Source organism: Pseudomonas lini (assembly GCF_001042905.1).
In the GTDB taxonomy this organism is placed as follows: domain Bacteria; phylum Pseudomonadota; class Gammaproteobacteria; order Pseudomonadales; family Pseudomonadaceae; genus Aquipseudomonas; species Aquipseudomonas lini.
Genome location: NZ_JYLB01000004.1, coordinates 593716 through 619222 on the forward strand (window position 1 = coordinate 593716; position 25507 = coordinate 619222).

28 protein-coding genes are annotated in these 25507 nt (G+C 58.5%); 26 read left to right on the forward strand and 2 right to left on the reverse strand.

The window, feature by feature from the left end:
* Positions 1 to 414 precede the first annotated feature (414 nt).
* From rluC to sppA, 3 genes are read left to right on the forward strand one after another with little or no spacing between them, the layout of a single operon-like run.
* A complete protein-coding gene (gene rluC / locus TU81_RS14820) occupies positions 415 to 1377 on the forward strand; it encodes a 23S rRNA pseudouridine(955/2504/2580) synthase RluC (RefSeq protein ID WP_008014368.1) in 963 nt (320 codons plus the stop codon).
* Positions 1364 to 2026 (forward strand): HAD-IA family hydrolase, encoded by a 663-nt coding sequence (locus TU81_RS14825; protein WP_048395818.1) that lies wholly within the window; start codon positions 1364 to 1366, stop codon positions 2024 to 2026. The genes rluC and TU81_RS14825 overlap by 14 nt, the downstream gene beginning before the upstream one ends.
* Before the next feature lie 26 nt (positions 2027 to 2052).
* Positions 2053 to 3042, forward strand: coding sequence for a signal peptide peptidase SppA (gene sppA / locus TU81_RS14830; RefSeq protein ID WP_038982089.1), 990 nt, complete (start codon positions 2053 to 2055; stop codon positions 3040 to 3042).
* Positions 3043 to 3190: 148 nt separating this feature from the next.
* On the opposite strand, the gene TU81_RS14835 is transcribed toward sppA, so the two are convergent.
* Positions 3191 to 3769 (reverse strand): Maf family protein, encoded by a 579-nt coding sequence (locus TU81_RS14835; RefSeq protein ID WP_038982090.1) that lies wholly within the window; start codon positions 3767 to 3769, stop codon positions 3191 to 3193.
* A 105-nt stretch (positions 3770 to 3874) separates the two neighbouring features.
* Between TU81_RS14835 and TU81_RS14840 the strand changes: the two genes are divergently transcribed.
* The 17 genes from TU81_RS14840 (at position 3875) to TU81_RS14920 (ending at position 17533) form a co-directional block, all read left to right on the forward strand.
* Positions 3875 to 4402, forward strand: coding sequence for a YceD family protein (locus TU81_RS14840; protein WP_004371317.1), 528 nt, complete (start codon positions 3875 to 3877; stop codon positions 4400 to 4402).
* A gap of 13 nt (positions 4403 to 4415) precedes the next feature.
* Positions 4416 to 4598 carry a 50S ribosomal protein L32 gene (rpmF, locus tag TU81_RS14845; protein ID WP_003179396.1) on the forward strand — a complete coding sequence of 61 codons (183 nt, stop codon included), beginning with the start codon at positions 4416 to 4418 and terminating at the stop codon, positions 4596 to 4598.
* 3 nt (positions 4599 to 4601) lie between these two features.
* Positions 4602 to 5612 carry a phosphate acyltransferase PlsX gene (plsX, locus tag TU81_RS14850; RefSeq protein ID WP_082157848.1) on the forward strand — a complete coding sequence of 337 codons (1011 nt, stop codon included), beginning with the start codon at positions 4602 to 4604 and terminating at the stop codon, positions 5610 to 5612.
* Between the two features lie 124 nt (positions 5613 to 5736).
* Positions 5737 to 6675, forward strand: coding sequence for an ACP S-malonyltransferase (gene fabD, locus TU81_RS14855; protein ID WP_038982092.1), 939 nt, complete (start codon positions 5737 to 5739; stop codon positions 6673 to 6675).
* A 16-nt stretch (positions 6676 to 6691) separates the two neighbouring features.
* Positions 6692 to 7435 (forward strand): 3-oxoacyl-ACP reductase FabG, encoded by a 744-nt coding sequence (fabG, locus tag TU81_RS14860; RefSeq protein WP_007942004.1) that lies wholly within the window; start codon positions 6692 to 6694, stop codon positions 7433 to 7435.
* A gap of 191 nt (positions 7436 to 7626) precedes the next feature.
* Entirely contained in the window at positions 7627 to 7863 is a 237-nt protein-coding gene (gene acpP, locus TU81_RS14865; RefSeq protein WP_003442511.1) for an acyl carrier protein, read from the forward strand.
* Between the two features lie 108 nt (positions 7864 to 7971).
* The gene (gene fabF, locus TU81_RS14870; protein WP_008067780.1) at positions 7972 to 9216 is read left to right on the forward strand and encodes a beta-ketoacyl-ACP synthase II; all 1245 of its coding nucleotides are present in this window, start codon (positions 7972 to 7974) and stop codon (positions 9214 to 9216) included.
* A complete protein-coding gene (gene pabC / locus TU81_RS14875; protein ID WP_038982093.1) occupies positions 9216 to 10031 on the forward strand; it encodes an aminodeoxychorismate lyase in 816 nt (271 codons plus the stop codon). The genes fabF and pabC overlap by 1 nt, the downstream gene beginning before the upstream one ends.
* A gap of 3 nt (positions 10032 to 10034) precedes the next feature.
* A complete protein-coding gene (gene mltG, locus TU81_RS14880; RefSeq protein ID WP_048395823.1) occupies positions 10035 to 11249 on the forward strand; it encodes an endolytic transglycosylase MltG in 1215 nt (404 codons plus the stop codon).
* A gap of 19 nt (positions 11250 to 11268) precedes the next feature.
* Complete coding sequence (gene tmk / locus TU81_RS14885) at positions 11269 to 11901, forward strand: dTMP kinase (protein WP_048395826.1); 633 nt, start codon at positions 11269 to 11271, stop codon at positions 11899 to 11901.
* Positions 11894 to 12880 carry a DNA polymerase III subunit delta' gene (locus TU81_RS14890; protein WP_038982095.1) on the forward strand — a complete coding sequence of 329 codons (987 nt, stop codon included), beginning with the start codon at positions 11894 to 11896 and terminating at the stop codon, positions 12878 to 12880. The genes tmk and TU81_RS14890 overlap by 8 nt, the downstream gene beginning before the upstream one ends.
* Before the next feature lie 43 nt (positions 12881 to 12923).
* Positions 12924 to 13280, forward strand: a complete 357-nt coding sequence (locus tag TU81_RS14895; protein WP_008014345.1) for a PilZ domain-containing protein — start codon at positions 12924 to 12926, stop codon at positions 13278 to 13280.
* 14 nt (positions 13281 to 13294) lie between these two features.
* A complete protein-coding gene (locus TU81_RS14900; protein ID WP_038982096.1) occupies positions 13295 to 14086 on the forward strand; it encodes a TatD family hydrolase in 792 nt (263 codons plus the stop codon).
* A 382-nt stretch (positions 14087 to 14468) separates the two neighbouring features.
* Complete coding sequence (locus tag TU81_RS14905; protein ID WP_007942012.1) at positions 14469 to 15107, forward strand: TetR/AcrR family transcriptional regulator; 639 nt, start codon at positions 14469 to 14471, stop codon at positions 15105 to 15107.
* Positions 15108 to 15246: 139 nt separating this feature from the next.
* Positions 15247 to 16215, forward strand: a complete 969-nt coding sequence (locus tag TU81_RS14910; protein WP_038982097.1) for a GTP 3',8-cyclase MoaA — start codon at positions 15247 to 15249, stop codon at positions 16213 to 16215.
* Between the two features lie 135 nt (positions 16216 to 16350).
* Positions 16351 to 16956, forward strand: a complete 606-nt coding sequence (locus tag TU81_RS14915) for a DUF4823 domain-containing protein (protein WP_038982098.1) — start codon at positions 16351 to 16353, stop codon at positions 16954 to 16956.
* Between the two features lie 16 nt (positions 16957 to 16972).
* Positions 16973 to 17533 carry a DUF1285 domain-containing protein gene (locus tag TU81_RS14920; protein WP_038982099.1) on the forward strand — a complete coding sequence of 187 codons (561 nt, stop codon included), beginning with the start codon at positions 16973 to 16975 and terminating at the stop codon, positions 17531 to 17533.
* Positions 17534 to 17607: 74 nt separating this feature from the next.
* Here TU81_RS14920 and TU81_RS14925 read toward each other — a convergent pair whose 3' ends face one another.
* Positions 17608 to 18480 (reverse strand): esterase/lipase family protein, encoded by an 873-nt coding sequence (locus TU81_RS14925; protein WP_048395827.1) that lies wholly within the window; start codon positions 18478 to 18480, stop codon positions 17608 to 17610.
* 250 nt (positions 18481 to 18730) lie between these two features.
* Between TU81_RS14925 and TU81_RS14930 the strand changes: the two genes are divergently transcribed.
* From TU81_RS14930 to araH, 6 genes are all read left to right on the forward strand, one after another.
* The gene (locus tag TU81_RS14930; RefSeq protein WP_038982101.1) at positions 18731 to 19447 is read left to right on the forward strand and encodes a FadR/GntR family transcriptional regulator; all 717 of its coding nucleotides are present in this window, start codon (positions 18731 to 18733) and stop codon (positions 19445 to 19447) included.
* A 222-nt stretch (positions 19448 to 19669) separates the two neighbouring features.
* Positions 19670 to 20545, forward strand: a complete 876-nt coding sequence (locus tag TU81_RS14935; RefSeq protein WP_048395829.1) for an SMP-30/gluconolactonase/LRE family protein — start codon at positions 19670 to 19672, stop codon at positions 20543 to 20545.
* Positions 20546 to 20818: 273 nt separating this feature from the next.
* Entirely contained in the window at positions 20819 to 21637 is an 819-nt protein-coding gene (locus TU81_RS14940; protein WP_038982103.1) for an SDR family oxidoreductase, read from the forward strand.
* Positions 21638 to 21767: 130 nt separating this feature from the next.
* Entirely contained in the window at positions 21768 to 22772 is a 1005-nt protein-coding gene (locus tag TU81_RS14945) for a substrate-binding domain-containing protein (RefSeq protein ID WP_038982104.1), read from the forward strand.
* Between the two features lie 66 nt (positions 22773 to 22838).
* The gene (gene araG, locus TU81_RS14950; protein ID WP_048395831.1) at positions 22839 to 24383 is read left to right on the forward strand and encodes an L-arabinose ABC transporter ATP-binding protein AraG; all 1545 of its coding nucleotides are present in this window, start codon (positions 22839 to 22841) and stop codon (positions 24381 to 24383) included.
* Between the two features lie 9 nt (positions 24384 to 24392).
* Positions 24393 to 25361: an L-arabinose ABC transporter permease AraH gene (gene araH / locus TU81_RS14955; RefSeq protein ID WP_038982106.1), complete on the forward strand. Its 969-nt coding sequence runs from the start codon at positions 24393 to 24395 to the stop codon at positions 25359 to 25361.
* Positions 25362 to 25507 lie beyond the last annotated feature (146 nt).

Here is a 25507-nt window from a genome sequence, read left to right on the forward strand (position 1 = left end):
TTCGGGTGCTGCCGCGCGCAGAATCCGCAGCGGGTTGGCATTTACCGTGAGCTCCGAAAGGGGAGGTCACGCATCATGGCTAATTTAGGCGGTGTTTCCGAAGCGTTCGCTCGGGGTCGTTCGCAGCTGACTGCACTTTGTGAACTGGCCGTGAATATTTGCTCGGAAGGCGAGTGAAAACTCTGCTTTGCGGCATGATTCAGGCCTTATGTCACCTGCGCTCGTTACAACTGCAAACTCCACCGTTACGTAGCGAAAGCCCCGTAGGACGGCCTCGCGTCCTGGTGAATTGCGTTGGTCAGGGCCGGTTTTTGACCGTGGTTCCGCTGTCCAGGCCGCTTTTGGCGGCGTTCGCGACTATAGCAGCAATGATTAAGTGCTTCAATTCCATAAAAAATTGTTATCATCCGCGGCATGACGACTACTGCCCCTTCGACCCCAGCCGTACAACTGCTGGAGGTCTCGCCGGAATATGCCGGCCAACGTATTGATAACTTCCTTCTCGCTCGGCTCAAAGGCGTGCCCAAGACCTTGATTTACCGCATTTTGCGCAAGGGCGAAGTGCGGGTGAACAAAGGTCGGATCAAGCCCGAATACAAGCTGCAGGCGGGCGATATCGTGCGCGTGCCGCCGGTTCGCGTGCCTGAGCGCGACGAACCCGTGCCATTGGCCCAGGGTCTGTTGCAGCGGCTCGAGGCCTCTATTGTCTACGAAGACAAGGCGCTGATCGTGGTCAACAAGCCTTGCGGCATTGCGGTTCATGGCGGCAGTGGCTTGACCTACGGCGTGATTGAAGCCTTTCGTCAGTTGCGTCCCGATTGCAAAGAGCTCGAGCTGGTTCATCGCCTCGATCGTGATACCTCCGGCCTGTTGATGATCGCCAAGAAGCGCAGCATGTTGCGCCACTTGCACACGGCATTGCGCGGCGATGGTGTCGATAAGCGCTATATGGCGCTGGTGCGCGGCAACTGGGCGGCCTCCATCAAGCAAGTCCGTGCGTCGCTGGGCAAGAGCAATCTGCGCTCCGGCGAGCGCATGGTTGAAGTGGACGAGGAGGAGGGCAAGGAGTCTGTGACCGTGTTCAAGGTCCTGCGTCGTTTTGGCGACTTCGCTACCCTGATCGAAGCCAAGCCGATCACCGGCCGGACTCACCAGATTCGCGTCCATACTCTGCATGCCGGACATTGTATCGCTGGTGATACCAAGTACGGCGATGAGGGTTTCAGCAAAGAGATTCGTGATCTGGGCGGCAAGCGCCTGTTCCTGCACGCCTACATGCTGACCGTGCCGCTGCCTGATGGGGGTGAGCTCAAGTTGCAGGCGCCGGTCGACGAGATGTGGGCCAAAACCGTGGAGCGCTTGAGTGCACCCTACTGATTACAAGCTACTGATTTTCGATTGGGACGGCACGCTCGCTGACTCCATTGGTCGGATTGTCGAGGCGATGCATGTCGCATCTGAGCGGTCCGGTTTTCAGTTGCGTGATGATTTTGCCGTCAAAGGCATTATCGGTCTGGGCTTGCCGGAAGCGATTCGCACCCTGTATCCCGAGATTGGCGATGCCGAGCTGATAGCATTCCGTCAGCACTATGCGGATCACTACATTGCGGCGGAGGCCGTGCCTTCGCCGCTGTTTGAGGGTGTTGTCGAGTCCCTCGAAGCGTTTCGTGTCGAGGGGTATCATCTGGCAGTAGCGACCGGCAAGGCTCGTCGTGGGCTGGATCGGGTGCTGAAGTCTCACGGCTGGGAAGATTATTTCGACATCACCCGTGCTGCTGACGAAACCGCCAGCAAACCCCATCCGCTGATGCTCGAGCAGATTCTCGCCCATTGCGAGGTTCGCCCGGAGCAGGCGCTGATGGTCGGCGATTCGTCGTTCGACCTGCAGATGGCGCGCAATGCGGGCATGGATTCGGTAGCGGTCAGCTATGGCGCTCAATCGATCGACGCCTTGAAGCTATTTGAGCCGAGACTGGCCATTGATCGTTTTTCAGAGTTGCACGCCTGGCTGAATCAGCGGGTTTAATTGGTTTTTTTGCTGGGGTACATGGCATGACCGACGAATGGAAAGCGCCCGCCAAGGCGAGTGCGGAAAGCGGTGACGAGAAAAGCTGGAAGCTGCTGGAAAAAACCCTGCTGGCTGGTGTGCAGGAACAGCGCCGGTCCCGTCGCTGGGGGATATTCTTCAAGTCGCTGACTTTTTTGTACCTGTTCGGTGCGTTGATTCTGTTATCGCCGCTGGTCGACATGGAGAAAGGTGCGAGCCTCGGCTCTGGTTACACGGCGCTGATCGATGTAACGGGCATGATTGCCGACAAAGAGCCGGCCAGTGCCGACAATATCGTCGGTAGCCTGCGTGCGGCCTTCGAGGACAAGAAGGTCAAGGGTGTGATTCTGCGAATCAACAGCCCTGGCGGCAGCCCGGTGCAGTCGGGTTATGTCTACGACGAGATCCGTCGTTTGCGCGGCCTGCATCCGGATACCAAGGTTTATGCGGTGATCTCGGATTTGGGCGCTTCCGGTGCCTATTACATCGCTAGCGCCGCGGATCAGATCTACGCTGACAAGGCGAGCCTGGTGGGTTCCATTGGTGTGACGGCAGCCGGGTACGGTTTTGTCGGGACCATGGAGAAGTTGGGCGTGGAGCGTCGTACCTACACCTCTGGCGAGCACAAATCTTTCCTCGATCCGTTCCAGCCGCAGAAGCCTGCGGAAACCCAGTTCTGGCAGAGCGTGCTTGATACCACTCATCAGCAGTTCATCAGCAGCGTCAAGAAGGGCCGGGGTGATCGTCTGAAGGACAAAGATCATCCGGAGTTGTTCTCCGGGCTGGTCTGGTCGGGTGAGCAGGCGCTGTCGCTGGGCTTGATCGATGGTCTGGGCAATGCCAGTTCGGTTGCCCGTGATGTGATCGGCGAGAAAGAGTTAGTGGATTTCACTGTTGAGGAATCGCCATTCGATCGCTTCTCGAAAAAGCTCGGCGCCAGCGTGGCGGAGCATTTGGCGATGTGGATGGGCTTTCAGGGTCCGTCGTTGCGCTGATCTTCTTGCTGTATAAAAAAACCGGCTTTTTGCCGGTTTTTTTACAGTCAAAAGATCGCAGCCTCGTTTCACTCGACAGCTCCTGCATTGAAATGCGCATCCCTTGTAGGAGCTGTCGAGTGAAACGAGACTGCGATCTTTTGACCCTTTAAGGTATCTGCACGCCTTCGGCCAGCAACATGTCCACCAGGCGAATCAACGGCAGGCCGATCAGGCTGGTGGCGTCAGGGCCTTCGGTGCTTTGAAACAGGCTTACCCCCAAACCTTCGGCCTTGAAGCTGCCAGCGCAGTCGTAGGGCTGTTCGGCGCGCAGGTAGCGTTCGATGCGCGCTGTGTCGAGTGCGCGCATATGTACGGTAAAGGGCACGCAGTCGACCTGGCAGTGGCCGGTCTGACTATTGAGCAGTGCCAGCCCGGTCAGGAAGGTCACGCTGGCGCCGCTGGATGCCAGCAATTGTTCGCGGGCCTTTTCGAAGGTGTGAGGTTTGCCGATAATCCGCTCGCCGAGTACCGCGACCTGATCCGAGCCGATGATCAGATGGGTTGGATGACTGCCTGCAAGTGCGCGGGCTTTTTCTTCGGCGAGACGCTTTACCAGTTCGACGGCTGATTCGTCCGGACGATGGCTTTCGTCGATATCCGGCGAGCTGCAGGTGAACGGCAGCTGCAGGCGGGCCAGCAATTCCCGGCGATAGGACGAGCTTGAAGCGAGTAATAAAGGCAGCATGCGCATCTCCAAAGGGCAGGGGTCGAATTCTAGCGCAGGCTCAAGTGACGGACAGGGCTGAATTTCCTTTGACATGGCTGGGGGCATCCCTATAATGCTGCGCCTATGTTGAATGACCCGATTCCACCTCACGTTGACCCGCGCAAATTGGCTGACCGTGGCACCACCCTTCAAGGTGAACTGCTGCTGGCCGATTTGGAGAGACTCTGCGACCCGCTTTCCGATACTGTCGGTACGGTGCAGGCTAAATTCGTTTTTGAACGAGATGAACGTAAATCTGTGGTAATTCACAGCTTTATCGACACCGAAGTCAAAATGGTTTGCCAGCGTTGTCTTGAGCTGGTCACCCTGCCGATCCATAGCGAATGCAGTTATGCTGTGGTGAAGGAGGGTGCGAATACCCAGTCGTTGCCGAAAGGTTATGACGTGCTGGAACTGGGCGAAGATCCTTTGGATCTGCAGTCACTGATCGAGGAGGAGCTTCTGCTCGCCTTGCCCATTGTGCCTGCTCATCATCCGGAAGAATGCCAGCAGCCGGCGGGTCTCGATGAGCCCGAACCGAGCGAGGACGAGGTAACGCGGTCCAACCCGTTCAGTGTATTGGCGCAGTTAAAGCGTGACCCAAACGTTTAGGAGTTAATCAATTATGGCTGTTCAGCAGAACAAAAAATCCCGCTCTGCCCGTGACATGCGTCGTTCGCACGACGCTCTCGAGGCTAGCACCCTGTCTGTAGAAAAAACCACCGGTGAAGTTCACCTGCGTCACCACGTATCGCCAGAAGGCGTATACCGTGGCCGTAAAGTGATCGACAAGGGCGCTGACGAGTAATCCTTGTCCGCTCAAGTCATCGCGATTGACGCAATGGGCGGGGACTTCGGTCCCCGCAGCATTGTTCAGGCCAGCCTTGCTTGTCTGTCTGCTACACCCTCGCTGCACCTGACCCTCGTCGGTCAACCCTCCCTTCTTGAAGAACTGCTCGCCAGCCAATCGGCTGTGGATCGCGCGCGCCTGTCGATTGTGCCGGCGTCCGAAATTATCACCATGGACGAAAAACCTGCCCAGGCCTTGCGTGGCAAACCCGATTCGTCGATGCGCGTGGCGCTGGAGCTGCTGCGAGACGGCAAGGTCCAGGCCTGCGTCAGCGCGGGTAACACCGGTGCGCTGATGGCGTTGTCACGGTTTGTGCTCAAGACCTTGCCGGGCATCGATCGGCCGGCAATGATCGCGGCCATTCCGACGCAGAAGGGCTGCTGCCAGTTGCTCGACCTGGGTGCCAACGTCGACTGCAGTGCCGAGCACTTGTTGCAGTTTGCAGTGATGGGCTCGGTCGCGGCAGAAACCCTGGGCATCGTTCGCCCGAGGGTGGCATTGCTGAACATCGGCACCGAAGACATCAAGGGCAATCAGCAGGTCAAGCTGGCGGCCACCTTGTTGCAGAGTGCTCGCGGCATCAACTACATCGGGTTTGTCGAAGGTGACGGTTTGTACCGTGGCGAGGCGGATGTGGTGGTGTGTGACGGCTTTGTCGGCAATATCCTGCTCAAGTCCAGTGAAGGTCTGGCGACCATGATTGCCGGGCGCATCGAGGCGTTATTCAAGAAAAATTTCGCGTCGAAAGTGGTGGGCGCATTGGCGCTGCCGCTGATGAAACGCTTGCAGGCCGAACTGGCGCCGGCACGACATAACGGTGCAAGTTTCCTCGGTTTGCAGGGAATTGTCGTGAAAAGCCACGGTTCGGCGGGGGTGCAGGGGTTTCAGAGTGCGATTCAACGCGCGCTGATCGAGATCCAGGAAAACTTGCCTGAACGGCTTCATGGGCGCCTGGAAGATTTGTTGCCTTAGGCGTTTTCGTCGGACAATGCTTAAATGTGACCGCTCAGTTCAATGGGCCATCCAACTGTGAGTTTCTTGCGTTCCACAAACGGGACGTCATTCTCCGACGACAAGATCATTAGGGGCTTGTTACATGTCTGCTTCCCTCGCATTCGTCTTTCCAGGACAGGGTTCGCAGTCCCTCGGCATGCTGGCCGAGTTGGGCGCGCAACATCCAGTGGTCCTCGAAACATTCAAAGAAGCTTCCGATGCTCTGGGTTACGACCTGTGGGCACTGACCCAGCAAGGGCCGGAAGAACAACTCAATCAAACCGATAAAACCCAGCCGGCCATTCTGACCGCCTCGATCGCCTTGTGGCGCCTGTGGCTGGCTGAAGGCGGCGCGCGTCCGGCTTACGTTGCCGGTCACAGCCTGGGCGAATACAGCGCCCTGGTGGCTGCGGGCAGCCTGAGCCTGGGCGACGCAGTGAAGCTGGTAGAGCGTCGCGGTCAGTTGATGCAAGAGGCCGTTCCGGCCGGACAGGGCGGCATGGCTGCAATCCTGGGTCTGGAAGATGCCGACGTGCTGGCAGCCTGTGCCGAAGCGGCGCAGGGCGAAGTGGTTAGCGCGGTCAACTTCAACTCCCCGGGCCAGGTAGTGATCGCCGGTGCGAAGGCTGCGGTCGAGCGCGCCATCGAAGGCTGCAAGGCACGTGGCGCCAAGCGCGCCATGCCATTGCCGGTCAGCGTGCCGTCTCACTGCGAATTGATGCGTCCGGCCGCCGAGCGGTTCGCCGAATCGATCGCAGCGATCAACTGGCAGGCACCGCAGATCCCTGTGGTACAGAACGTCAGCGCCAACGTGCCGGCCGATCTGGAGACCCTCAAGCGCGATCTGCTTGAGCAGCTCTACAAGCCTGTGCGCTGGGTGGAGTCGATCCAGGCGCTGGCTGCCAAGGGCGCGACCGAACTGGTCGAATGCGGCCCTGGCAAAGTACTTGCCGGTTTGAACAAACGTTGCGCCGAAGGCGTGTCGACCTCTAACCTCAATACCCCAGACGCTTTCGCTGCCGCCCGTGCAGCGCTGGCCTGAACAAGGAGAAGCTTGCATGAGTCTGCAAGGTAAAGTTGCACTGGTCACTGGTGCCAGTCGTGGTATCGGCCAGGCTATCGCTCTGGAATTGGGTCGTCAGGGTGCCATTGTTGTCGGCACCGCGACTTCCGCTTCGGGGGCCGAGCGTATCGCTGCTACCCTGAAAGAAAATGGTATTCAGGGTACTGGCCTGGAACTCAATGTCACCAGCGACGAGTCCGTAGCGGCCGTGCTGGCGAGCATTCAGGAGCAATTCGGTGCGCCGGCGATCCTGGTCAATAATGCCGGTATCACCCGCGATAATCTGATGATGCGCATGAAAGATGACGAATGGCATGATGTCGTCGATACCAATCTGAACAGCCTGTTCCGTCTGTCCAAGGGCGTTTTGCGCGGCATGACCAAGGCCCGTTGGGGACGAATTATCAGTATTGGTTCGGTTGTGGGTGCCATGGGCAACGCAGGCCAAGTAAACTATGCTGCCGCCAAGGCCGGTCTGGAAGGTTTCAGTCGTGCACTGGCGCGTGAAGTCGGTTCGCGTTCGATTACGGTAAACTCGGTGGCCCCTGGGTTCATCGACACCGATATGACCCGTGAATTGCCCGAGGCGCAGCGTGAAGCCTTGCAGACGCAGATTCCGCTGGGTCGTCTGGGGCAAGCTCAAGAGATCGCGTCTGTGGTCGCTTTTCTTGCATCCGACGGTGCGGCTTACGTTACTGGGGCTACAATCCCGGTGAACGGCGGGATGTACATGAGTTAAATGTGACGGATTGCTTCAAAAAAATGTCATACGAGCTGTCTAAAATCCGTTATAAAGCTGCAATCTATTTATAGACAGAGGGTCGCCGGGTTTGAGGAGTGAAGCTTTCAGTTGAAAAACTGAAAAGTCTTTCTATACACTTACCCACCGGCCAGCTGCCTGAATTTGTCCATTAGGAGTGAAAACAAGGTATGAGCACCATCGAAGAGCGCGTCAAGAAAATCGTTGCTGAGCAACTGGGCGTTAAAGAAGAAGAAGTGGTCAACACTGCTTCCTTCGTTGAAGATCTGGGTGCCGACTCCCTTGACACTGTTGAGCTGGTGATGGCTCTGGAAGAGGAATTCGAGACCGAAATCCCTGACGAAGAAGCTGAGAAGATCACTACTGTACAAGCCGCAATCGATTACGTTACTAACCATCAGGCTTAATAGCTTGTAATCGTTGCTTGCTGTCATGGAAAAACCGCACTGCCATCATGGCGTGCGGTTTTTTCTTTAGGCCTGATGCAAAGTCGTCATTTGAAAAAGGAGAGTGCTGTGTCGCGTAGACGCGTCGTAGTCACCGGTATGGGTATGTTGTCGCCACTGGGCACGGATGTGCCGAGCAGCTGGCAGGGCATTCTGGCTGGCCGCAGTGGCATTGGTCTGATCGAACACACCGACCTTTCTGCCTATTCCACCCGTTTTGGCGGCTCGGTAAAGGGCTTCAATGTCGAGGAGTACCTGTCGGTCAAGGAAGCTCGCAAACTCGACCTGTTCATTCAATACGGTCTGGCTGCAGGTTTTCAAGCCGTGCGTAACGCAGGTCTTGAGGTTACCGACGCCAATCGCGAGCGGATCGGCGTGGCCATGGGCTCGGGTATTGGCGGTCTGACCAATATCGAAGAAACCAGCCGCACGCTGCATGATTCCGGCCCACGACGGATCTCTCCGTTTTTCGTGCCAGGCTCGATCATCAATATGATTTCCGGTTTCCTGTCCATCCACCTGGGCGCACAGGGACCTAACTACGCCATCGCCACGGCGTGTACCACCGGTACGCACTGCATCGGCATGGCGGCACGCAACATCATGTACGACGAAGCCGACGTAATGATCGCCGGTGGTGCCGAGATGGCCGCGTGTGGTCTGGGCATGGGCGGCTTCGGTGCCTCCCGCGCACTGTCGACCCGCAACGACGAGCCGACCCGGGCCAGCCGTCCATGGGACAAGGGCCGTGATGGCTTCGTGCTGTCCGACGGCGCCGGCGCACTGGTTCTCGAAGAGCTGGAGCACGCCAAGGCCCGTGGCGCGACCATCTACGCCGAGCTGATCGGCTTCGGCACCAGTGGCGATGCTTACCACATGACCTCGCCACCGGCCGATGGCGCGGGTGCTGCGCGTTGCATCACCAATGCCTTGCGCGATGCGAAGATCAATAGCGATCAGGTTCAGTACATCAACGCTCACGGCACTTCGACCTCGGCTGGCGACCTCGCCGAAGCCTGTGCGATCAAATCCGTGTTCGGCGATCACGCCTACAAGCTGGCGGTCAGTTCGACCAAGTCCATGACCGGTCACCTGTTGGGTGCGGCGGGCGCGGTCGAGGCGATTTTCAGTGTACTGGCAATCAACAGCCAGGTAGCGCCGCCGACCATCAACCTCGATGAGCCGGACGAAGGCTGCGACCTCGACTTCGTACCCCACACCGCGCGTGGCATGGATATCGACGTGGTGCTGTCCAACTCCTTCGGATTTGGCGGTACCAATGGCTCGCTGGTGTTCCGCCGGTTCGCTGACTGATGGACAGCTGGGTCGACGGTCAACCGGCTGACGCTTTGTCGCTGAAGGATCGCGGCCTGGCTTACGGTGATGGTCTGTTCGAGACCATCGCAGTCAAGGGCGGGCAGCCGCTGCTGCTGGATCGACATTTGTCGCGTCTGGCAGAGGGTTGTTCGCGCCTGGCGATTGCCGCCGATCATGAATTGATCCGCGCGGAAGTGCTGGCCTATGCCGCCGCGCTGGGCGAGGGCGTGCTCAAACTCATCCTCACCCGCGGCGACAGCCTGCGCGGTTACGCCGCCGATCCCTCGGCTCAGGCTCGACGCATCCTGCAAGGCAATCCTCCTGCGGCTTATCCGGTTGTTCATGCGGAGCAGGGCGTTCGTCTTTTTCCTTGTGCGACGCGACTTTCCAAACAGCCATTGCTCGCCGGTCTCAAGCATTTGAATCGTCTGGAGCAGGTCATCGCCCGTTCCGAATGGCAGGACACCGAACATGCCGAAGGCTTGATGCTGGATCAGGTCGGGCGGGTGATCGAAGGCGTGTTCAGCAATTTGTTCCTGGTGCGCGATGGCGTGCTGGTGACCGCCAACCTCAAACGCTGTGGCGTGGCGGGCGTGATGCGTGCCGAATTATTGTTTCAAGCCAAGTCATTGGGGATTCCCACGCAAATCACCGATATCACCCTCGAGCAGCTGCAATGGGCTGACGAGGTCTTTGTCTGCAACAGCGTGTATGGCGTTTGGCCGGTGCGCGCCTATGCCGCACTGAGCTGGCCGGTTGGGCCGCTCACCCGTAAACTCCAAACCATTGCTCGTGCGCTACTGGATGCTTGATTCGTGAGACGTAAATTCTTGCTGCTGCTGGAAACCGGATTGGTTCTGGCGGGGCTGTTGGCGGGCGCTTGCGCCTGGAAAATCGATTCGGCGCTGGAACAGCCGCTGAACATCGCCCAGGAAGAGCTGCTGGAAGTGCCCAAAGGCACTACGCCAAACCGCACCTTCCTTCGACTCGAAGCCGATGGCGTCATCAAAGACGCTTTCTGGCTGCGTGTGTATTGGCGCTTCAATCTGGCAGGACAACCGCTGCACAGCGGCGAATACCGCATGGTGCCCGGTATGACAGTCAACGGGCTGATCGACCTGTGGAAGCGCGGAGAAATGGTGCAGTACAGCCTGACGCTGGTTGAAGGCTGGAATTTTCATCAGGTTCGCGCAGCGCTGGCCAAGGATGAAAAACTCGAGCAGACCCTCAACGGTCTGAGCGACAGCCAAGTGATGGACAAGCTCGGGCACAGCGGGGTTTTTCCGGAAGGGCGATTCTTCCCCGACACGTATCGTTTCGTGCGTGGCATGACCGACGCCGATCTGCTCAAGAAAGCTTACGACCGCCTCGATGAGGTCCTCCTCAAGGAATGGAACCAGCGCGCTGCCGACGTCCCTTACACCGAGCCCTATCAGGCGCTGATCATGGCCTCGCTGGTGGAAAAGGAAACCGGTGTGCCGCAGGAGCGTCGGCAGATCGCCGGCGTGTTCGTGCGGCGCATGGAAATGGGCATGCTGTTGCAGACTGATCCGACCGTGATTTATGGTCTGGGTGATCGTTACAACGGCAAGTTGACCCGCGCTCATCTCAAGGAGCCGACGCCGTATAACACTTACATGATTGCGGGTCTGCCGCCGACGCCGATTGCGATGGTGGGGCGCGAAGCGATCCATGCGGCGCTGAATCCGGCGGATGGCAACAGCCTGTATTTTGTCGCGCGCGGTGATGGCAGCCACGTGTTTTCCGATGATCTGGACGCCCACAACAATGCGGTGCGCGAATTCCAGATCAATCGACGTGCCGATTACCGGTCCAGCCCCGCGCCGACTGTTACGCCGTCGACGGAGGATTCCCAGGCGCCAATCCCGGCGGCTTCGCCCAATGCGGCGCCCGAAGACTTGCCTCCCGTAGCGCCGCAAGACTCTGTGCAAGATCCCGCACAAGATCCCGCACAAGAATCTGCGCCAGCACCCGAAGCGGATGCGCCCGCGCCGCAAAGCCCGCAATGACTCTGACTAAGGACTGCCTGTGACTGGCTTGTTTATTACCCTGGAAGGCCCGGAAGGTGCCGGCAAGAGTACCAACCGCGAATACTTGGCCGAGCGTCTGCGCGCTGCCGGGATCGAGGTGGTGTTGACCCGGGAGCCCGGCGGCACGCCCCTGGCTGAGCGGATTCGCGACGTGCTGTTGGCGCCGGTCGATGAGGTCATGAATCCCGACACCGAACTGCTGTTGGTGTTCGCCGCGCGAGCTCAGCATCTGGCCGAGGTGATCCGCCCGGCGCTGGCCCGTGGCGCGGTAGTCCTGTGCGATCGCTTTACCGATTCGACCTATGCCTACCAGGGGGGTGGTCGTGGTTTGTCGCTGGAGCGCATCGCGATCCTCGAAACATTCGTCCAGGGCGATCTGCGCCCGGACTTGACGCTGATCTTCGATCTGCCGGTAGAAGTGGGCCTGGCTCGCGCCAGCGCCCGCGGTCGGCTGGACCGTTTCGAACTCGAGGGCCGAGCGTTTTTCGATGCGGTGCGCACCGCGTTTCTGGAGCGTGCCAAAGCGGATCCTGCGCGTTATGTCCTGGTGGATGCCGCTCAGCCGCTGGCGCAGGTTCAGCAGTCTCTGGATGCCTTGTTGCCACGTCTGCTGGAGCTGACCCGTGGCTGAAGCCTATCCGTGGCAGGACAATCTCTGGCAGCAAATGGCCGGCCGTGCCCAGCACGCTCATGCCTATTTGCTGCATGGCCCGGCCGGGATCGGCAAGCGTGCGCTGGCCGAGCGTCTGATGGCCCATTTGTTGTGTCAGCGCCCGACCGCCCAAGACGCCTGCGGTGAGTGCAAATCCTGTCTGCTGCTGAAGGCTGGGAGTCACCCCGACAACTACATCCTGGAGCCGGAAGAGGCAGACAAGGCGATCAAGGTCGATCAGGTGCGTGATCTGGTCAGCTTCGTGGTTCAAACCGCGCAGATGGGCGGTCGCAAAGTGGTGCTGATCGAGCCAGTCGAGTCGATGAACATCAACGCCGCCAATGCCTTGCTGAAAAGCCTTGAAGAGCCGTCCGGCGATACCGTTTTGCTGTTGGTCAGCCACCAGACCAGCCGTCTGCTGCCGACCATCAAGAGCCGTTGCGTGCAGCAAGCCTGTCCGTTGCCAAGCGAAGCCATGAGTCTGGCTTGGCTGGCCAGCGCTTTGCCGGACTGTTCGGAAGAAGAGCGCATTGAGCTGCTGACCCTCGCCGCCGGTTCGCCATTGGCCGCGGTCAAATTGCAGGCACAGGGCGTGCGAGAGCAGCGGGCACTGGTGGTTGAAGGCGTGAAGAAACTGCTCAAGCAGCAGCAATCGCCGACGCAACTGGCCGAGGAGTGGAAAACCATTCCCATGTTGCTGCTGTTCGACTGGTTCTGCGACTGGTCGAGCCTGATCCTGCGTTATCAATTGACTCAAGATGAAGCCGGGCTGGGGTTGGCGGACATGCGCAAGGTGATTCAGTACCTGGCGCAGAAATCCGCACAGGACAAAGTCCTGAATATCCAGGACTGGATTCTCGCCCAGCGGCAGAAAGTGATGAGCAAGGCCAACCTCAATCCGGCGTTGTTGCTGGAGGCGCTGTTGGTGCAATGGGTATCCTTGCCTACCCAGAAGTGACCGTCTGACACTAGACTCTGATCATCAGACAGTGGAGGTCAGCATGAACGAACCCATCAGTCCGGGGCCGCGCAATGGTATTTTGTCCTTGACCATCAAGGACAGGGCCGTGCTCTACGCGGCCTACATGCCATTCATCAAGAACGGTGGCCTGTTTATCCCGACCAACAAGAGCTACAAGTTGGGCGATGAGGTCTTCATGTTGCTGCACCTGATGGATGAACCGGAAAAGATCCCGGTCGCCGGCAAGGTCACTTGGATCACCCCCAAAGGTGCCCAGGGCAATCGCGCCGCCGGGGTTGGCGTGCAATTCAACGAAGGCGACAACACCGCGCGCAGTCGAATCGAAACCCATCTGGCCGGAGCGCTGAAGTCCGACCGTCCCACTCATACGATGTAAGTTGCAGCCCTTTTATGCTCGTAGATTCCCATTGTCACCTTGATCGCCTCGACCTCACCGCCCACGACGGCTCCCTGGATGCCGCGCTCGATGCGGCCCGTGAGCGCGGGGTAGGGCACTTTCTGTGCATTGGCGTCAGCGCCGATAACGCCGCCGACGTCAAAGCCCTGGCCGAACGTTACGACGATGTCGACTGTTCGGTCGGCGTGCATCCACTCGATGTGCAGCCGGGTGCCGCACCGGCGCTGGATTGGCTGTTGCGCGAACTCAATCATCCGCGGGTGGTGGCGATCGGTGAAACCGGTCTGGATTATCACTACGAGCCGGAAGCGGCGGCGTTGCAGCAGGAGTCGTTCCGCCTGCACCTGCAAGCGGCGCAACAGACCGGCAAACCGGTGATCATCCATACCCGTGGCGCGCGGGCCGATACCCTTGAGCTGCTACGCGAAGCGGCACTGCCTCAGGCGGGCGTGCTGCATTGCTTCACCGAAGACTGGGAGATGGCCAAGGTTGCGCTGGACATGGGGTATTACATTTCCTTGTCCGGTATTGTCACTTTTCGCAATGCCGATGCCCTGCGGGATGTGGCCAGCAAGGTGCCGCCTGACCGGTTGCTGGTGGAAACCGACTCGCCGTACCTGGCGCCGATCCCTTATCGCGGCAAACCGAATCTGCCGCAGTACGTGCGTGAGGTAGCGGAATTTCTGGCAATGTTGCGAGGTGAGTCCTACGAGCGATTTGCCGAGCAGACCACCGAGAATTTCAAGCGTTTATTCCCGTTGGCGCACGTCAGGGCATCGGTGTAACGTTAGAAAAGATCGCAGCCTATGGGATTTTGGCCGCTGAATCGCAGGCAAAAAAAACCCGGGTTCTGGGGGGTGAATCCGGGTTAAGACCATTAGGAGTAAAACAAAGGCACGCAATCCGTTGGTACCTTCATCGACGCGACACTTGGGGGAGATGCCTCGCCGACAGTTGAAGTATTGATCAGTATTGCGCCGAGTCCAGTTTAGCTGGTCGGGTTTTTAAACAAATTTGGAATACGCGCGCTTCAGTTGAGTTCTCATCAACCCGCGAGGTGGCGCGAATTCATCAAGAAACACATATATGGTCGGATGATCCGTGCATTTTGGCGTAAGTTAGGCATAATACGCGGCTTCGAATTTTGACCCCTACAGACCTTTTCTTATGCATAAAGAACCTCGTAAGGTCCGTGAGTTTCGTCGCCGCGAGCAAGAAATTCTCGATACCGCGCTCAAGCTGTTCCTCGAACAAGGTGAAGACAGTGTCACCGTCGAGATGATTGCTGATGCCGTCGGTATCGGCAAAGGCACGATCTACAAGCACTTCAAATCCAAGGCGGAGATCTATCTGCGCCTGATGCTCGATTACGAGCGCGATTTGAACGAGCTGTTGCATTCGGCCGATGTCGATAAGGACAAGGAAGCCCTGTCCCGGGCCTACTTCGAATTCCGTATGCGCGATCCGCAACGCTATCGGTTGTTCGATCGCCTGGAAGAAAAGGTGGTCAAGGGCAACCAGGTGCCGGAAATGGTCGAGGAACTGCACAAGATCCGCGCCTCGAACTTCGAACGCCTGACCCTGCTGATCAAGGGCCGGATCAGCGAAGGCAAGCTCGAAGACGTGCCGCCTTATTTCCATTACTGCGCAGCCTGGGCGCTGGTGCACGGCGCCGTGGCGCTGTATCACTCGCCGTTCTGGAGCAACGTGCTGGAAGATCAGGAAGGTTTCTTCCAGTTCCTGATGGACATCGGCGTGCGCATGGGCAACAAGCGCAAGCGCGACACCGACACGCCGAGCAGCTGAACCATTCAGTTGCCTTATTGCGCCATGATTTAGCTACATGGCGCAGTACCGCAGGAATATACTCAGGCATAGGGCTTGCTAAAACTTGATTTGTGAGTCAAGTTTTGCGCGTTCGAATCTTCTTTCGCCGGAGTGATCCATGATCGTTGACCGTCAAGGCAGGCGTTTTCGCAATTTGCGGATCAGTCTGACCTCAGCCTGTAACTACGCTTGTACCTACTGCGTGCCCAATGGCAAGCGGCTGGTGGCTGCGCAGGATGAGTTGTCGGCGGAGGCCATGGCACGCGGCGTGGCGTACCTGATTGAGGCCGCGGGCATCGAGCGTTTGCGCATTACCGGTGGCGAGCCACTGGTCAGTCCCAAACTCGAAGCCTTCATGACTGCCGTCGGGCAGATGGGCCTGGCGGACATCAGCCTGACCACCAATGGTCAGTTGCTGGCGAAGAAGCTGCCGCTGCTGGTGGATGCCGGTATTCGGCGCATCAACGTTTCCCTCGATACCCTGGATGCCAGCGCTTTTCGCAGCATTGCGCGCGGCGGTGATCTGGCGACCGTCCTTGACGGCATGGCCCAGGCCGCCGCGGCTGGCATGAAGATCAAGGTCAATATGGTGCCGTTGCGTGGGCAGAACCTCGATCAGGTGATGCCACTGCTCGACTACTGCCTGGAGCGCGGCTATGAGTTGCGCTTCATCGAATTGATGCGCATGGGCCACCTGGCCAGCGACTCCAACGCTTTCCTGCAGCAGTTCGTCAGCCTCCAGCAGTTGCTGAGCCTGATCGGCGAGCGCTACGAGTACCTTCAGGCCGATGCACCCGTCGATGCCACGGCGGTGCGTTACCAGATTCCGGGGCTGGGCCACTTCGGCGTGATCGCCAACGAAAGCGTTCCGTTCTGCCGCACCTGTTCGCGTCTACGCTTGTCGTCCACTGGTTGGCTGCATGGCTGCCTGTCGTCAAGCAATCGCCACTATGTCGGCGACCTGCTGGACAAGCCTCGTCACCAGGCGCTGCCGGCCTTGCAGCGACTGCTGGTCAAAGCCTTGGGGGACAAGCAGGAAGTGGCGTTCTCCGGTGGCGCGACCATCATGAAAATCATCGGCGGCTGATCGAGCCTCATCGCGGGCAAGCCATCCACCATTCACCCCAAAAACAACTGACACACGCCTGCACGTTGAGCTGGCGCGGAAGCTGCATCCCATGGCCATTCGCCGGTTTTCCGTCACCGGCCTCTGGAGGGTAGGATGCGTAGCCTGGTTTTGCTGCTGGCCGTTTTGGCGCTTGGTGGCTGCATGAATGTCAGCGATATGGCCGAAGGGACTCGCTACCACATGAGCGACGCGGGGCTGCTGGACCACAGCGACAGCCGTCGCGTGAATAACTTCCGCATTCAGCCGGACTCGTTTATCTACATCGCCCAAGGTGCGTTCGCGCCGCCGGGCAGTGCCTACCCGCGACCTAACGTAGTGGCCGAGGAGGCCTTCAACGGCTTTATCGAATATTTCCCGATGGTCCGCCGCGCCCGTGCGCCGGAAGGCCTCGACACTGCCATGGGCGAAGCCCGTGCCGCCGGTGCCCATTACCTGCTTTACACGCGTTTCGCCAAGGCCGACGACCGCATCGGCAACTCGGACGAATGGCTCGACCAGGAACACGTGGATCGTCTCGGTATCGACAACGGCGTGATTCAAATCATGTTGATCGAGACCAGCACCCAGTATTTGATTGATACTGCACGTATCAAGAGTCGTGGCGGTTTACTGACGTTCCACGACAATAAGCCAGAAGACTTGCTGGGCCCGCCGCTGGAGCAATACGCTCGTAGCCTGCTGGGGCTCAGCGACCAGTAATTCAAAGGAGAACGCCATGAGTGGCCCGCAAAAAGCCAACGACCTGTTGGGGCAAATCCCCAAAACCAAAGGCTTGCCGCCGGTCCACTTGTGGAACCCCGACTTCTGCGGCGATATCGACATGCGCATCGCCCGCGACGGCACCTGGTATTACCTCGGTACGCCGATCGGGCGCAAGCCGATGGTCAAGCTGTTCTCCACCATCATTCGCCGCGACGGCGATGATTATTTTCTGATTACCCCGGTCGAAAAGGTTGGCATCAAGGTCGACGACGCGCCGTTCGTGGCGATTGCCGTGGAGGTCGAAGGCGAGGGTGAAGCCCAGGTCTTGCGATTTACCACCAACGTCGATGAAACCGCCGATGCCGGCACCGAGCACCCTATGCGTGTGGTGATCGATCCGGTAACTCAGGAACCCGCGCCGTACGTGCATGTGCGCACCAACCTTGAAGCGCTGATTCACCGCAATGTGTTCTACCAACTGGTGGAGCTGGCGGTCAGTCGTGAGATTGACGGGCAGCGTTGGCTGGGCGTGTGGAGCGGTGGCGAATTCTTCCCTATCGGGCTTGAGCCTTAACGCGCTGTCTTTCTGTGCTTCTGTGTTGTAAAAAAGAAACGGCCCGTTATTTCAACGGGCCGTTTTTTTGGGGCTTACAAACCTTTGCTCTTGAGTCGCTCTGCATGTTCCAGGTAGAGCCCGACCGGACTCACGTTCCAACTGTTGATCCCGGCCATCTGATTGACCGCGTCAAAATGGTCCATCGGGTAATCCGAGCGAATCACTTTCCCCAGATGCGAGCTGTAGCGGCCGACCAGCCCATCATTGGCGTCCTTTTCTTTATAAAATAACTTTGACAGCACTTTACAGTTCAAATGACTCGGGTCGAGTGGTTGCAGGCTTTGGAACCTCTGCACGATCCCGCTCCAGGAGTAGTAATACACGCCGTTTTCAACTTCGTTGCCTTCCCCGCCCCAAACCTTTGGCAGCCCTTGTGGGTACTTGCGATTGAAGGCAGCCAATCCTGCGCTGGTCAGCGATTCGAATGCCGCCTCAGGGTCAATCGGGTTTTCCGGATGGCCGCTGATCAACGAAATGAAGGTGCCGACCGCGCCCAACAGGGCCAGTACGAATGCTTCGGGCAACTCTCCCGGCGTCAGCGCCTTATGCAATTGGTCGGCAATCTCGGAACCGTGATTGGGGCAACTGACCGAGGTGACCGACGCAACCTTTTCCGGGTGCAGCGCTGCTACGTAGCGTGCGGCCAGAGGGCCTTGGCTATGGCCGATCAGATTGACCTTGGCGGCTCCGGTTTCCAGCAAAATGCGGTTGACGTGTTCGAGCAGTTTTTCACCGCGTTCCTCATTACCGTTGACGGTTGGAATATTGACGGCAAACACCTGGGCGCCGGCGCGTTCCAAGGCTTCCTCGATTTCAAAGAAGTAGGGATAACCGGCGATTTTATCGAAGCCGAAAAGACCGTGAACCAACACAATGGGGTATTTCGTAGACGCATCCATGTCCATGTTTGTACCTATCGTTAGCTGATTTGAAGGGGTACAAATCGCTGACAGCCCGATCTGTTGCGGCTAACCGTAGTTTACAAAGTGGATGGGATCAAAGCGCTTCGGGCAGGTTTCGGACGAACAACCCTGTCCGTATTGGCGGGGCAGCTGAAAATCCAATTGACACCCAATCATATGATGATTAGCGTGGACACCCATCGCGAACGGCTTTGTGTCGTTTGTTTTTTTATCACCGGTCGACGAGGTGCCCATGTCCAGCAGTTTTCATGCGTCGACGGTCGACTGGCTGGGGTGCTGGATTGCTGCCGGCCAGGTCAAACCGGGCGAAACCATCAAGGTCGAAGCCGATCTGGGCGAGCAGCTCGGTGTCAGCCGTACGGTCATCCGTGAAGCCATCAAAACCCTGGTGGCCAAAGGCATGCTCGAAGTCGGGCCGAAGGTCGGCACACGCGTATTGCCGGTGCGGCGCTGGAATCTTTTTGATCCGCAAGTCGTCGGCTGGCTGTCGCGCAGTGGCTTACCGGAAAACTTCGTCGACGACTTGCTCGACCTGCGTCGCACCATCGAACCCATGGCGGTGCGCTGGGCTTGCGAGCGGGCGACGGTGGAACAAGTGCAAGCCGTGCTCCAGGCCTACAACGCGCTGGAACGGGCCGTGGACAGCGGCATCGATTACAACCGCGCCGACCAGTTCTTTCACGAGTGCATTCTCGCCGCCAGCCACAATCAATTCATCGAACAAATGGTCCCGGCCCTCGGCGCGTTGCTGGCAGTGTCTTTTGAAGTGTCTGCCGCCGACCCGGACGAACTGCGCCGAACCTTGCCAATCCATAAAGACATGGCCGACGCCATCGCCGCCCGGGATTCCGCGCGGGGGGTATGGGCTTGCATGACCCTGATCGATAACGCGGACCTGGCGATCAAACGCTTCTACCCCCAAGTCATGGCCGACAAGAAGGCTAGCTGACAATAAAGAACCCTTGGTGCAGCGGGCTGTGTGGCGTCGGTAAGTAAGAAATTTGAGCGACGAAAATCCTGTAGGAGCGTGGCTTGCCCGCGAAGAACGATAACGCGTAATACCTGAAAAACCGCGGTGCATTTTTCGCGGGCAAGCCATGCTCCCACAGGGTTCTGCGTTTTAACTTATACAGGCTCGCTCCCACATAAAAGCAAAAAGACAGGAGGTTTCATGACGTGGACTGCGGTTACCGGACACCGTGCGCAACTCGGCGAAGGCCCGTTTTGGGATGCTCCGACCCAGGCGCTGTATTGGGTAGATATCGCCGGCAAACAAGCGCTCAGGCTGATCGGCGCCAATGTGCAAATCTGGCAGATGCCGGAGCACGTGTCCGCATTCATCCCCTGCGAGAGCGGCGATGCCCTGGTGACATTGAGCAGTGGGGTTTATCGGCTGGATCTGGATTCTCCAGGCCTGGAACCTAGGCTGACCTTGTTTTGCGTCGCCGATCCGCAACCCGGCAATCGCCCCAATGAAGCCCGCTGCGATGCCCAGGGCCGGCTCTGGCTGGGCACCATGCAAAACAACATCGGTGAGCAGGGCGAAGATTTGCCCGTCGTGCGTCGCTCCGGTGGTCTGTTTCGCATCGACGGCGATGCTCGGGTCACGCCGCTGCTTCGGGGATTAGGCATTCCCAACACGTTGCTGTGGAGCGACGACGGCACAACTCTGTATTTCGCCGACAGCCTCGACAAAACGCTTTATCGGCATTTCATCCATACCGACGGCAACCTGGACACCGCCTATGTCTGGCTTGGCCCCCACGAACGCGGCGGCCCCGATGGCTCGGCGATGGATGCCGAGGGCTATGTATGGAATGCCCGTTGGGACGGCAGTTGTCTGCTCGGATTGAACCCCGAAGGTCATGTGGATCGGGTGATCGAGCTGCCGGTCAGCCGTCCCACCAGTTGTGTATTCGGTGGCGAAGACTTCAAAACCCTGTACATCACCAGCGCCGCAAGCCCGCTCAATCACCCGCTGGACGGCGCGCTGTTATCGATTCGAGTGGATGTGCCCGGAAAAGCTTGTCAGCGGTTTGCTGGATAAATCCCTAAGTATGGGATGTAAAATTATATATTGAGATTATTTGGTGGTCGGGTTTATAGTCGGCCCCATCAGTTACACGCACTCACACTTAAAAAAACAAAACAGGTGAAGTGATGCAGCGATATTCCACCGCACTCCCTGACGGAGTCAGTGCTTCAGGCCGCCTCGGCGCCCGGGCGTTTTCGCGCCTGCCTGCCTATTCCCAACAGCTTTTTGACCGGACATCGACAGATGTCCGGTTTTCGTCGTGCCTTCGAACAGGAGTGTTGATCCATGGCTGAACCTCTTTCCTTGCCACCGGTGCCCGAACCGCCCAAGGGTGAGCGCCTGAAAAACAAGGTCGTGCTGCTGACCGGTGCTGCTCAGGGGATCGGCGAAGCGATTGTTGCCACCTTCGCCTCCCAGCAGGCCAAGCTGATCATCAGTGATATCCAGGCCGAGAAAGTCGAAAAAGTCGCGGCGCACTGGCGTGAACAAGGCGCGGATGTCGTAGCGATCAAGGCCGACGTGTCGCGCCAGCAAGACCTGCATGCCATGGCCGGATTGGCCATCGAACTTCACGGTCGAATCGATGTGCTGGTCAATTGCGCCGGGGTCAACGTGTTCCGCGATCCGCTGGAAATGACCGAAGAAGACTGGCGTCGTTGCTTCGCCATTGACCTGGACGGCGCTTGGTATGGCTGCAAAGCCGTGTTGCCGCAAATGATCGAGCAGGGCATCGGCAGCATCATCAACATCGCCTCGACCCATTCCACTCACATCATTCCTGGCTGCTTCCCGTACCCGGTGGCCAAGCATGGTTTGCTCGGACTGACCCGCGCCTTGGGCATCGAATACGCACCCAAAGGCATTCGCGTCAACGCCATCGCACCGGGATACATCGAAACCCAACTGAACGTCGATTACTGGAACGGTTTTGCCGACCCCCATGCCGAACGTCAGCGAGCCTTCGACCTGCATCCACCACGGCGTATCGGCCAGCCGATTGAAGTGGCGATGACCGCTGTGTTCCTGGCCAGCGATGAAGCGCCGTTCATTAACGCTTCATGCATCACCATCGATGGTGGGCGTTCGGTCATGTATCACGACTGAATAACCCGGGTTTCAAGCGCGAAACTACGTCTGAAATCCAATCATCATACGATATGACTATTGGCTGCATGCTTCGACCGCTGTATTGGCTTTCAAATAACGCTCAAAAAAAATAACAAGGAGTCAGCTTATGAAACGTCGTCGTGGGATCCGTTCCCTGTGTTGTGCCGCTTTGGCGGTTACCGCGGTCAGCCTGAGCAGTACGTTGCTGGCGGCCGAGGAAGTCAAGATCGGTTTTCTGGTCAAGCAAGCGGAAGAGCCCTGGTTCCAGACCGAATGGGCCTTCGCCGAAAAGGCCGGCAAGGACAAGGGCTTCACCGTCATCAAGATCGCCGTGCCTGATGGCGAGAAAACCCTCTCGGCCATCGACAGCCTGGCGGCCAACGGCGCCAAGGGCTTCGTGATCTGCCCGCCGGACGTATCCCTCGGCCCTGCAATCATGGCCAAGGCCAAGCTCAACGGTTTGAAAGTGATCGCCGTCGATGACCGTTTCGTCGATGCCGGCGGCAAGTTCATGGAGGACGTGCCGTACCTCGGCATGGCCGCTTTCGAAGTGGGCCAGAAGCAGGGCGCCGCCATGGCCGCCGAAGCGAAAAAACGCGGTTGGGAATGGAAAGACACCTACGCGGTGATCAACACCTACAACGAACTCGATACCGGTAAGAAACGCACTGACGGTTCTGTCAAAGCGCTGGAAGACGCCGGCATGCCGAAAGACCACATCCTTTTCTCGGCGCTGAAAACCCTCGATGTACCCGGCAGCATGGACGCCACCAACTCGGCCTTGGTGAAGCTTCCGGGCGCGGCAAAAAACCTGATCATCGGCGGCATGAACGACAACACCGTGCTGGGCGGCGTGCGCGCCACCGAAAGCGCCGGTTTTGCCGCGGCCAACGTGATCGGCATCGGCATCAACGGCACCGATGCCATTGGCGAACTGAAGAAGCCCAACAGCGGCTTCTTCGGCTCGATGCTGCCGAGCCCGCACATCGAGGGCTACAACACTGCGAGCATGATGTACGAGTGGGTCACCACCGGCAAAGAACCGCCGAAATACACCGCGATGGACGACGTTACGCTGATCACGCGCGACAACTTCAAGCAGGAACTGGAAAAAATCGGCCTGTGGAACTGAGGCGCGGTTGATTTCATCGGCAGCCCTGGCGACAGGGCTGCCTGACCGGTGTGATGAGGTGGGTTTATGCACGCACAAGTACAGACAGATCAACAGAGCATTGGCGGCAGCCTGCGTTTCAACGGAATCGGCAAAACCTTTCCCGGGGTGAAGGCGCTGGACGGCATCAGCTTCGTCGCCCATCCGGGGCAGGTTCACGCCTTGATGGGCGAGAACGGTGCCGGTAAATCCACGCTGCTGAAAATCCTTGGCGGGGCTTACACGCCGAGCAGCGGCAATCTGCAGATCGGCGAGCAGAAGAGGATCTTCAAATCCACCGCCGACAGCATTGGCAGCGGGGTCGCGGTGATCCATCAGGAGCTGCACCTGGTGCCGGAAATGACCGTCGCCGAGAACCTGTTTCTCGGGCATCTGCCGGCGAGTTTCGGCTTGATCAATCGTGGCGTTTTGCGGCAACAGGCATTGGCCTGTCTTAAAGGCCTGGCCGATGAAATCGACCCGCAAGAGAAAGTCGGGCGTTTGTCCCTCGGCCAGCGGCAACTGGTGGAAATCGCCAAGGCGTTGTCCCGTGGCGCGCATGTGATTGCATTCGACGAGCCCACCAGCAGCCTGTCGGCGCGGGAAATCGATCGCTTGATGGCGATCATCGGGCGCCTGCGCGACGAAGGCAAAGTGGTGCTTTACGTCTCCCATCGCATGGAAGAAGTGTTCCGTATCTGCAACGCGGTGACGGTGTTCAAGGACGGTCGCTTCGTGCGCACCTTCGAGGACATGAGCGCGCTGACCCATGATCAGTTAGTGACGTGCATGGTCGGTCGCGACATTCAGGATATCTACGATTACCGCAGCCGTCCGCGTGGCGCGGTGGCGCTCAAGGTCGACGGGTTACTGGGGCCGGGCTTGCGTGAGCCGGTGAGTTTCGAGGCGCACAAGGGTGAAATCCTCGGGCTGTTCGGCCTGGTCGGCGCCGGGCGCACCGAGCTGTTCCGGATGCTCAGCGGGCTCACGCGCAACACCGCCGGGCGCCTGGAATTGCGCGGTCGTGAACTGAAACTGCGTTCGCCGCGCGATGCTATCGCAGCGGGGATTCTGTTGTGTCCCGAGGACCGCAAGAAGGAGGGCATCCTGCCGCTCGCAAGCGTTGCCGAGAACATTAACATCAGCGCTCGCGGCGCCCATTCCACCTTCGGCTGCCTGTTGCGCGGCCTGTGGGAAAAGGACAACGCCGACAAGCAGATCAAGGCGCTGAAGGTGAAGACGCCCAACGCAGCGCAGAAAATCATGTACCTGTCTGGCGGCAATCAGCAGAAGGCGATTCTCGGTCGCTGGCTGTCGATGCCAATGAAAGTCCTGCTGCTCGACGAGCCCACTCGCGGCATCGATATCGGGGCAAAAGCCGAGATCTACCAGATCATCCATAACCTGGCGGCCAGCGGCATCGCGGTGATTGTGGTGTCCAGCGACCTGATGGAAGTCATGGGCATTTCCGACCGCATCCTGGTGCTCTGCGAAGGCGCGATGCGCGGCGAACTGACCCGCGAACAAGCCAATGAATCCAACTTGCTGCAACTGGCGTTGCCACGCCAACGCGCTGCCGACGTGGCGAACTGAGAGGTGACTATGACCGTCCAAAATAACGCTCTGCCAACCCCGCGAAAACCTCTGGACCTGCGGCGCTTTCTCGATGACTGGGTGATGCTGCTGGCGGCCGTCGGGATCTTTGTGCTTTGCACCTTGCTGATCGATAACTTCCTGTCGCCGCTGAACATGCGCGGTCTGGGCCTGGCGATTTCCACTACCGGGATTGCCGCGTGCACCATGTTGTATTGCCTGGCGTCCGGGCATTTCGACTTGTCGGTGGGCTCGGTGATTGCCTGTGCCGGCGTAGTCGCGGCGGTGGTGATGCGCGACACCGACAGCGTGTTCCTCGGCGTGAGTGCAGCGCTGGTGATGGGGCTGATGGTCGGGCTGATCAATGGGATCGTGATCGCCAAGCTGCGGGTCAATGCGTTGATCACTACGCTGGCGACGATGCAGATCGTGCGTGGCCTGGCTTACATTTTTGCCAATGGCAAAGCGGTGGGCGTTTCACAGGAACAGTTCTTCGTCTTCGGTAACGGTCAGTTGTTCGGTGTGCCGGTGCCGATTTTGATCACCATCGTCTGCTTCCTGTTTTTCGGTTGGTTGCTGAATTACACCACCTACGGGCGCAACACCATGGCCATCGGCGGCAACCAGGAAGCGGCGTTGTTGGCTGGGGTGAATGTCGACCGAACCAAGATCATCATATTCGCCGTGCACGGTGTGATCGGCGCGTTGGCCGGGGTAATCCTGGCGTCGCGCATGACGTCCGGTCAGCCGATGATTGGCCAGGGTTTCGAGCTGACGGTGATTTCGGCTTGCGTGCTCGGCGGGGTGTCGCTGAGCGGTGGGATCGGGATGATTCGGCATGTAATTGCCGGGGTGCTGATTCTTGCGATCATCGAGAATGCGATGAACCTGAAGAATATCGATACGTTTTATCAGTATGTGATTCGTGGCTCGATCTTGTTGCTGGCCGTCGTAATCGACCGACTGAAACAACGCTGATTTCCCTTTGTGGGAGCGGGCTTGCTCGCGAAGACGGTCTATCTGTCACATTGATGCTGGATGTGCCGACGCCTTCGCGAGCAAGCCCGCTCCCACAGTTGATCTCTGTCGTCCTCAAGTTGTGTTTACGCAGCAAATACGATGTG

Excerpts from the sequence above, each read along its gene's own strand:
- TU81_RS14920 (WP_038982099.1), top strand. The coding sequence starts at position 16,973 with ATGAGTGGCCCGCAAAAAGCCAACGACCTGTTGGGGCAAATCCCCAAA.
- TU81_RS14895 (WP_008014345.1), top strand. The coding sequence starts at position 12,924 with ATGAACGAACCCATCAGTCCGGGGCCGCGCAATGGTATTTTGTCCTTG.
- TU81_RS14925 (WP_048395827.1), bottom strand. The coding sequence starts at position 18,480 with ATGGACATGGATGCGTCTACGAAATACCCCATTGTGTTGGTTCACGGT.
- TU81_RS14915 (WP_038982098.1), top strand. The coding sequence starts at position 16,351 with ATGCGTAGCCTGGTTTTGCTGCTGGCCGTTTTGGCGCTTGGTGGCTGC.
- fabG (WP_007942004.1), top strand. The coding sequence starts at position 6,692 with ATGAGTCTGCAAGGTAAAGTTGCACTGGTCACTGGTGCCAGTCGTGGT.
- TU81_RS14940 (WP_038982103.1), top strand. The coding sequence starts at position 20,819 with ATGGCTGAACCTCTTTCCTTGCCACCGGTGCCCGAACCGCCCAAGGGT.
- TU81_RS14905 (WP_007942012.1), top strand. The coding sequence starts at position 14,469 with ATGCATAAAGAACCTCGTAAGGTCCGTGAGTTTCGTCGCCGCGAGCAA.
- acpP (WP_003442511.1), top strand. The coding sequence starts at position 7,627 with ATGAGCACCATCGAAGAGCGCGTCAAGAAAATCGTTGCTGAGCAACTG.
- rpmF (WP_003179396.1), top strand. The coding sequence starts at position 4,416 with ATGGCTGTTCAGCAGAACAAAAAATCCCGCTCTGCCCGTGACATGCGT.
- sppA (WP_038982089.1), top strand. The coding sequence starts at position 2,053 with ATGACCGACGAATGGAAAGCGCCCGCCAAGGCGAGTGCGGAAAGCGGT.
- TU81_RS14935 (WP_048395829.1), top strand. The coding sequence starts at position 19,670 with ATGACGTGGACTGCGGTTACCGGACACCGTGCGCAACTCGGCGAAGGC.
- TU81_RS14900 (WP_038982096.1), top strand. The coding sequence starts at position 13,295 with ATGCTCGTAGATTCCCATTGTCACCTTGATCGCCTCGACCTCACCGCC.
- rluC (WP_008014368.1), top strand. The coding sequence starts at position 415 with ATGACGACTACTGCCCCTTCGACCCCAGCCGTACAACTGCTGGAGGTC.
- TU81_RS14840 (WP_004371317.1), top strand. The coding sequence starts at position 3,875 with ATGTTGAATGACCCGATTCCACCTCACGTTGACCCGCGCAAATTGGCT.
- araG (WP_048395831.1), top strand. The coding sequence starts at position 22,839 with ATGCACGCACAAGTACAGACAGATCAACAGAGCATTGGCGGCAGCCTG.
- fabD (WP_038982092.1), top strand. The coding sequence starts at position 5,737 with ATGTCTGCTTCCCTCGCATTCGTCTTTCCAGGACAGGGTTCGCAGTCC.
- TU81_RS14945 (WP_038982104.1), top strand. The coding sequence starts at position 21,768 with ATGAAACGTCGTCGTGGGATCCGTTCCCTGTGTTGTGCCGCTTTGGCG.
- TU81_RS14930 (WP_038982101.1), top strand. The coding sequence starts at position 18,731 with ATGTCCAGCAGTTTTCATGCGTCGACGGTCGACTGGCTGGGGTGCTGG.
- TU81_RS14910 (WP_038982097.1), top strand. The coding sequence starts at position 15,247 with ATGATCGTTGACCGTCAAGGCAGGCGTTTTCGCAATTTGCGGATCAGT.
- pabC (WP_038982093.1), top strand. The coding sequence starts at position 9,216 with ATGGACAGCTGGGTCGACGGTCAACCGGCTGACGCTTTGTCGCTGAAG.
- araH (WP_038982106.1), top strand. The coding sequence starts at position 24,393 with ATGACCGTCCAAAATAACGCTCTGCCAACCCCGCGAAAACCTCTGGAC.
- TU81_RS14835 (WP_038982090.1), bottom strand. The coding sequence starts at position 3,769 with ATGCTGCCTTTATTACTCGCTTCAAGCTCGTCCTATCGCCGGGAATTG.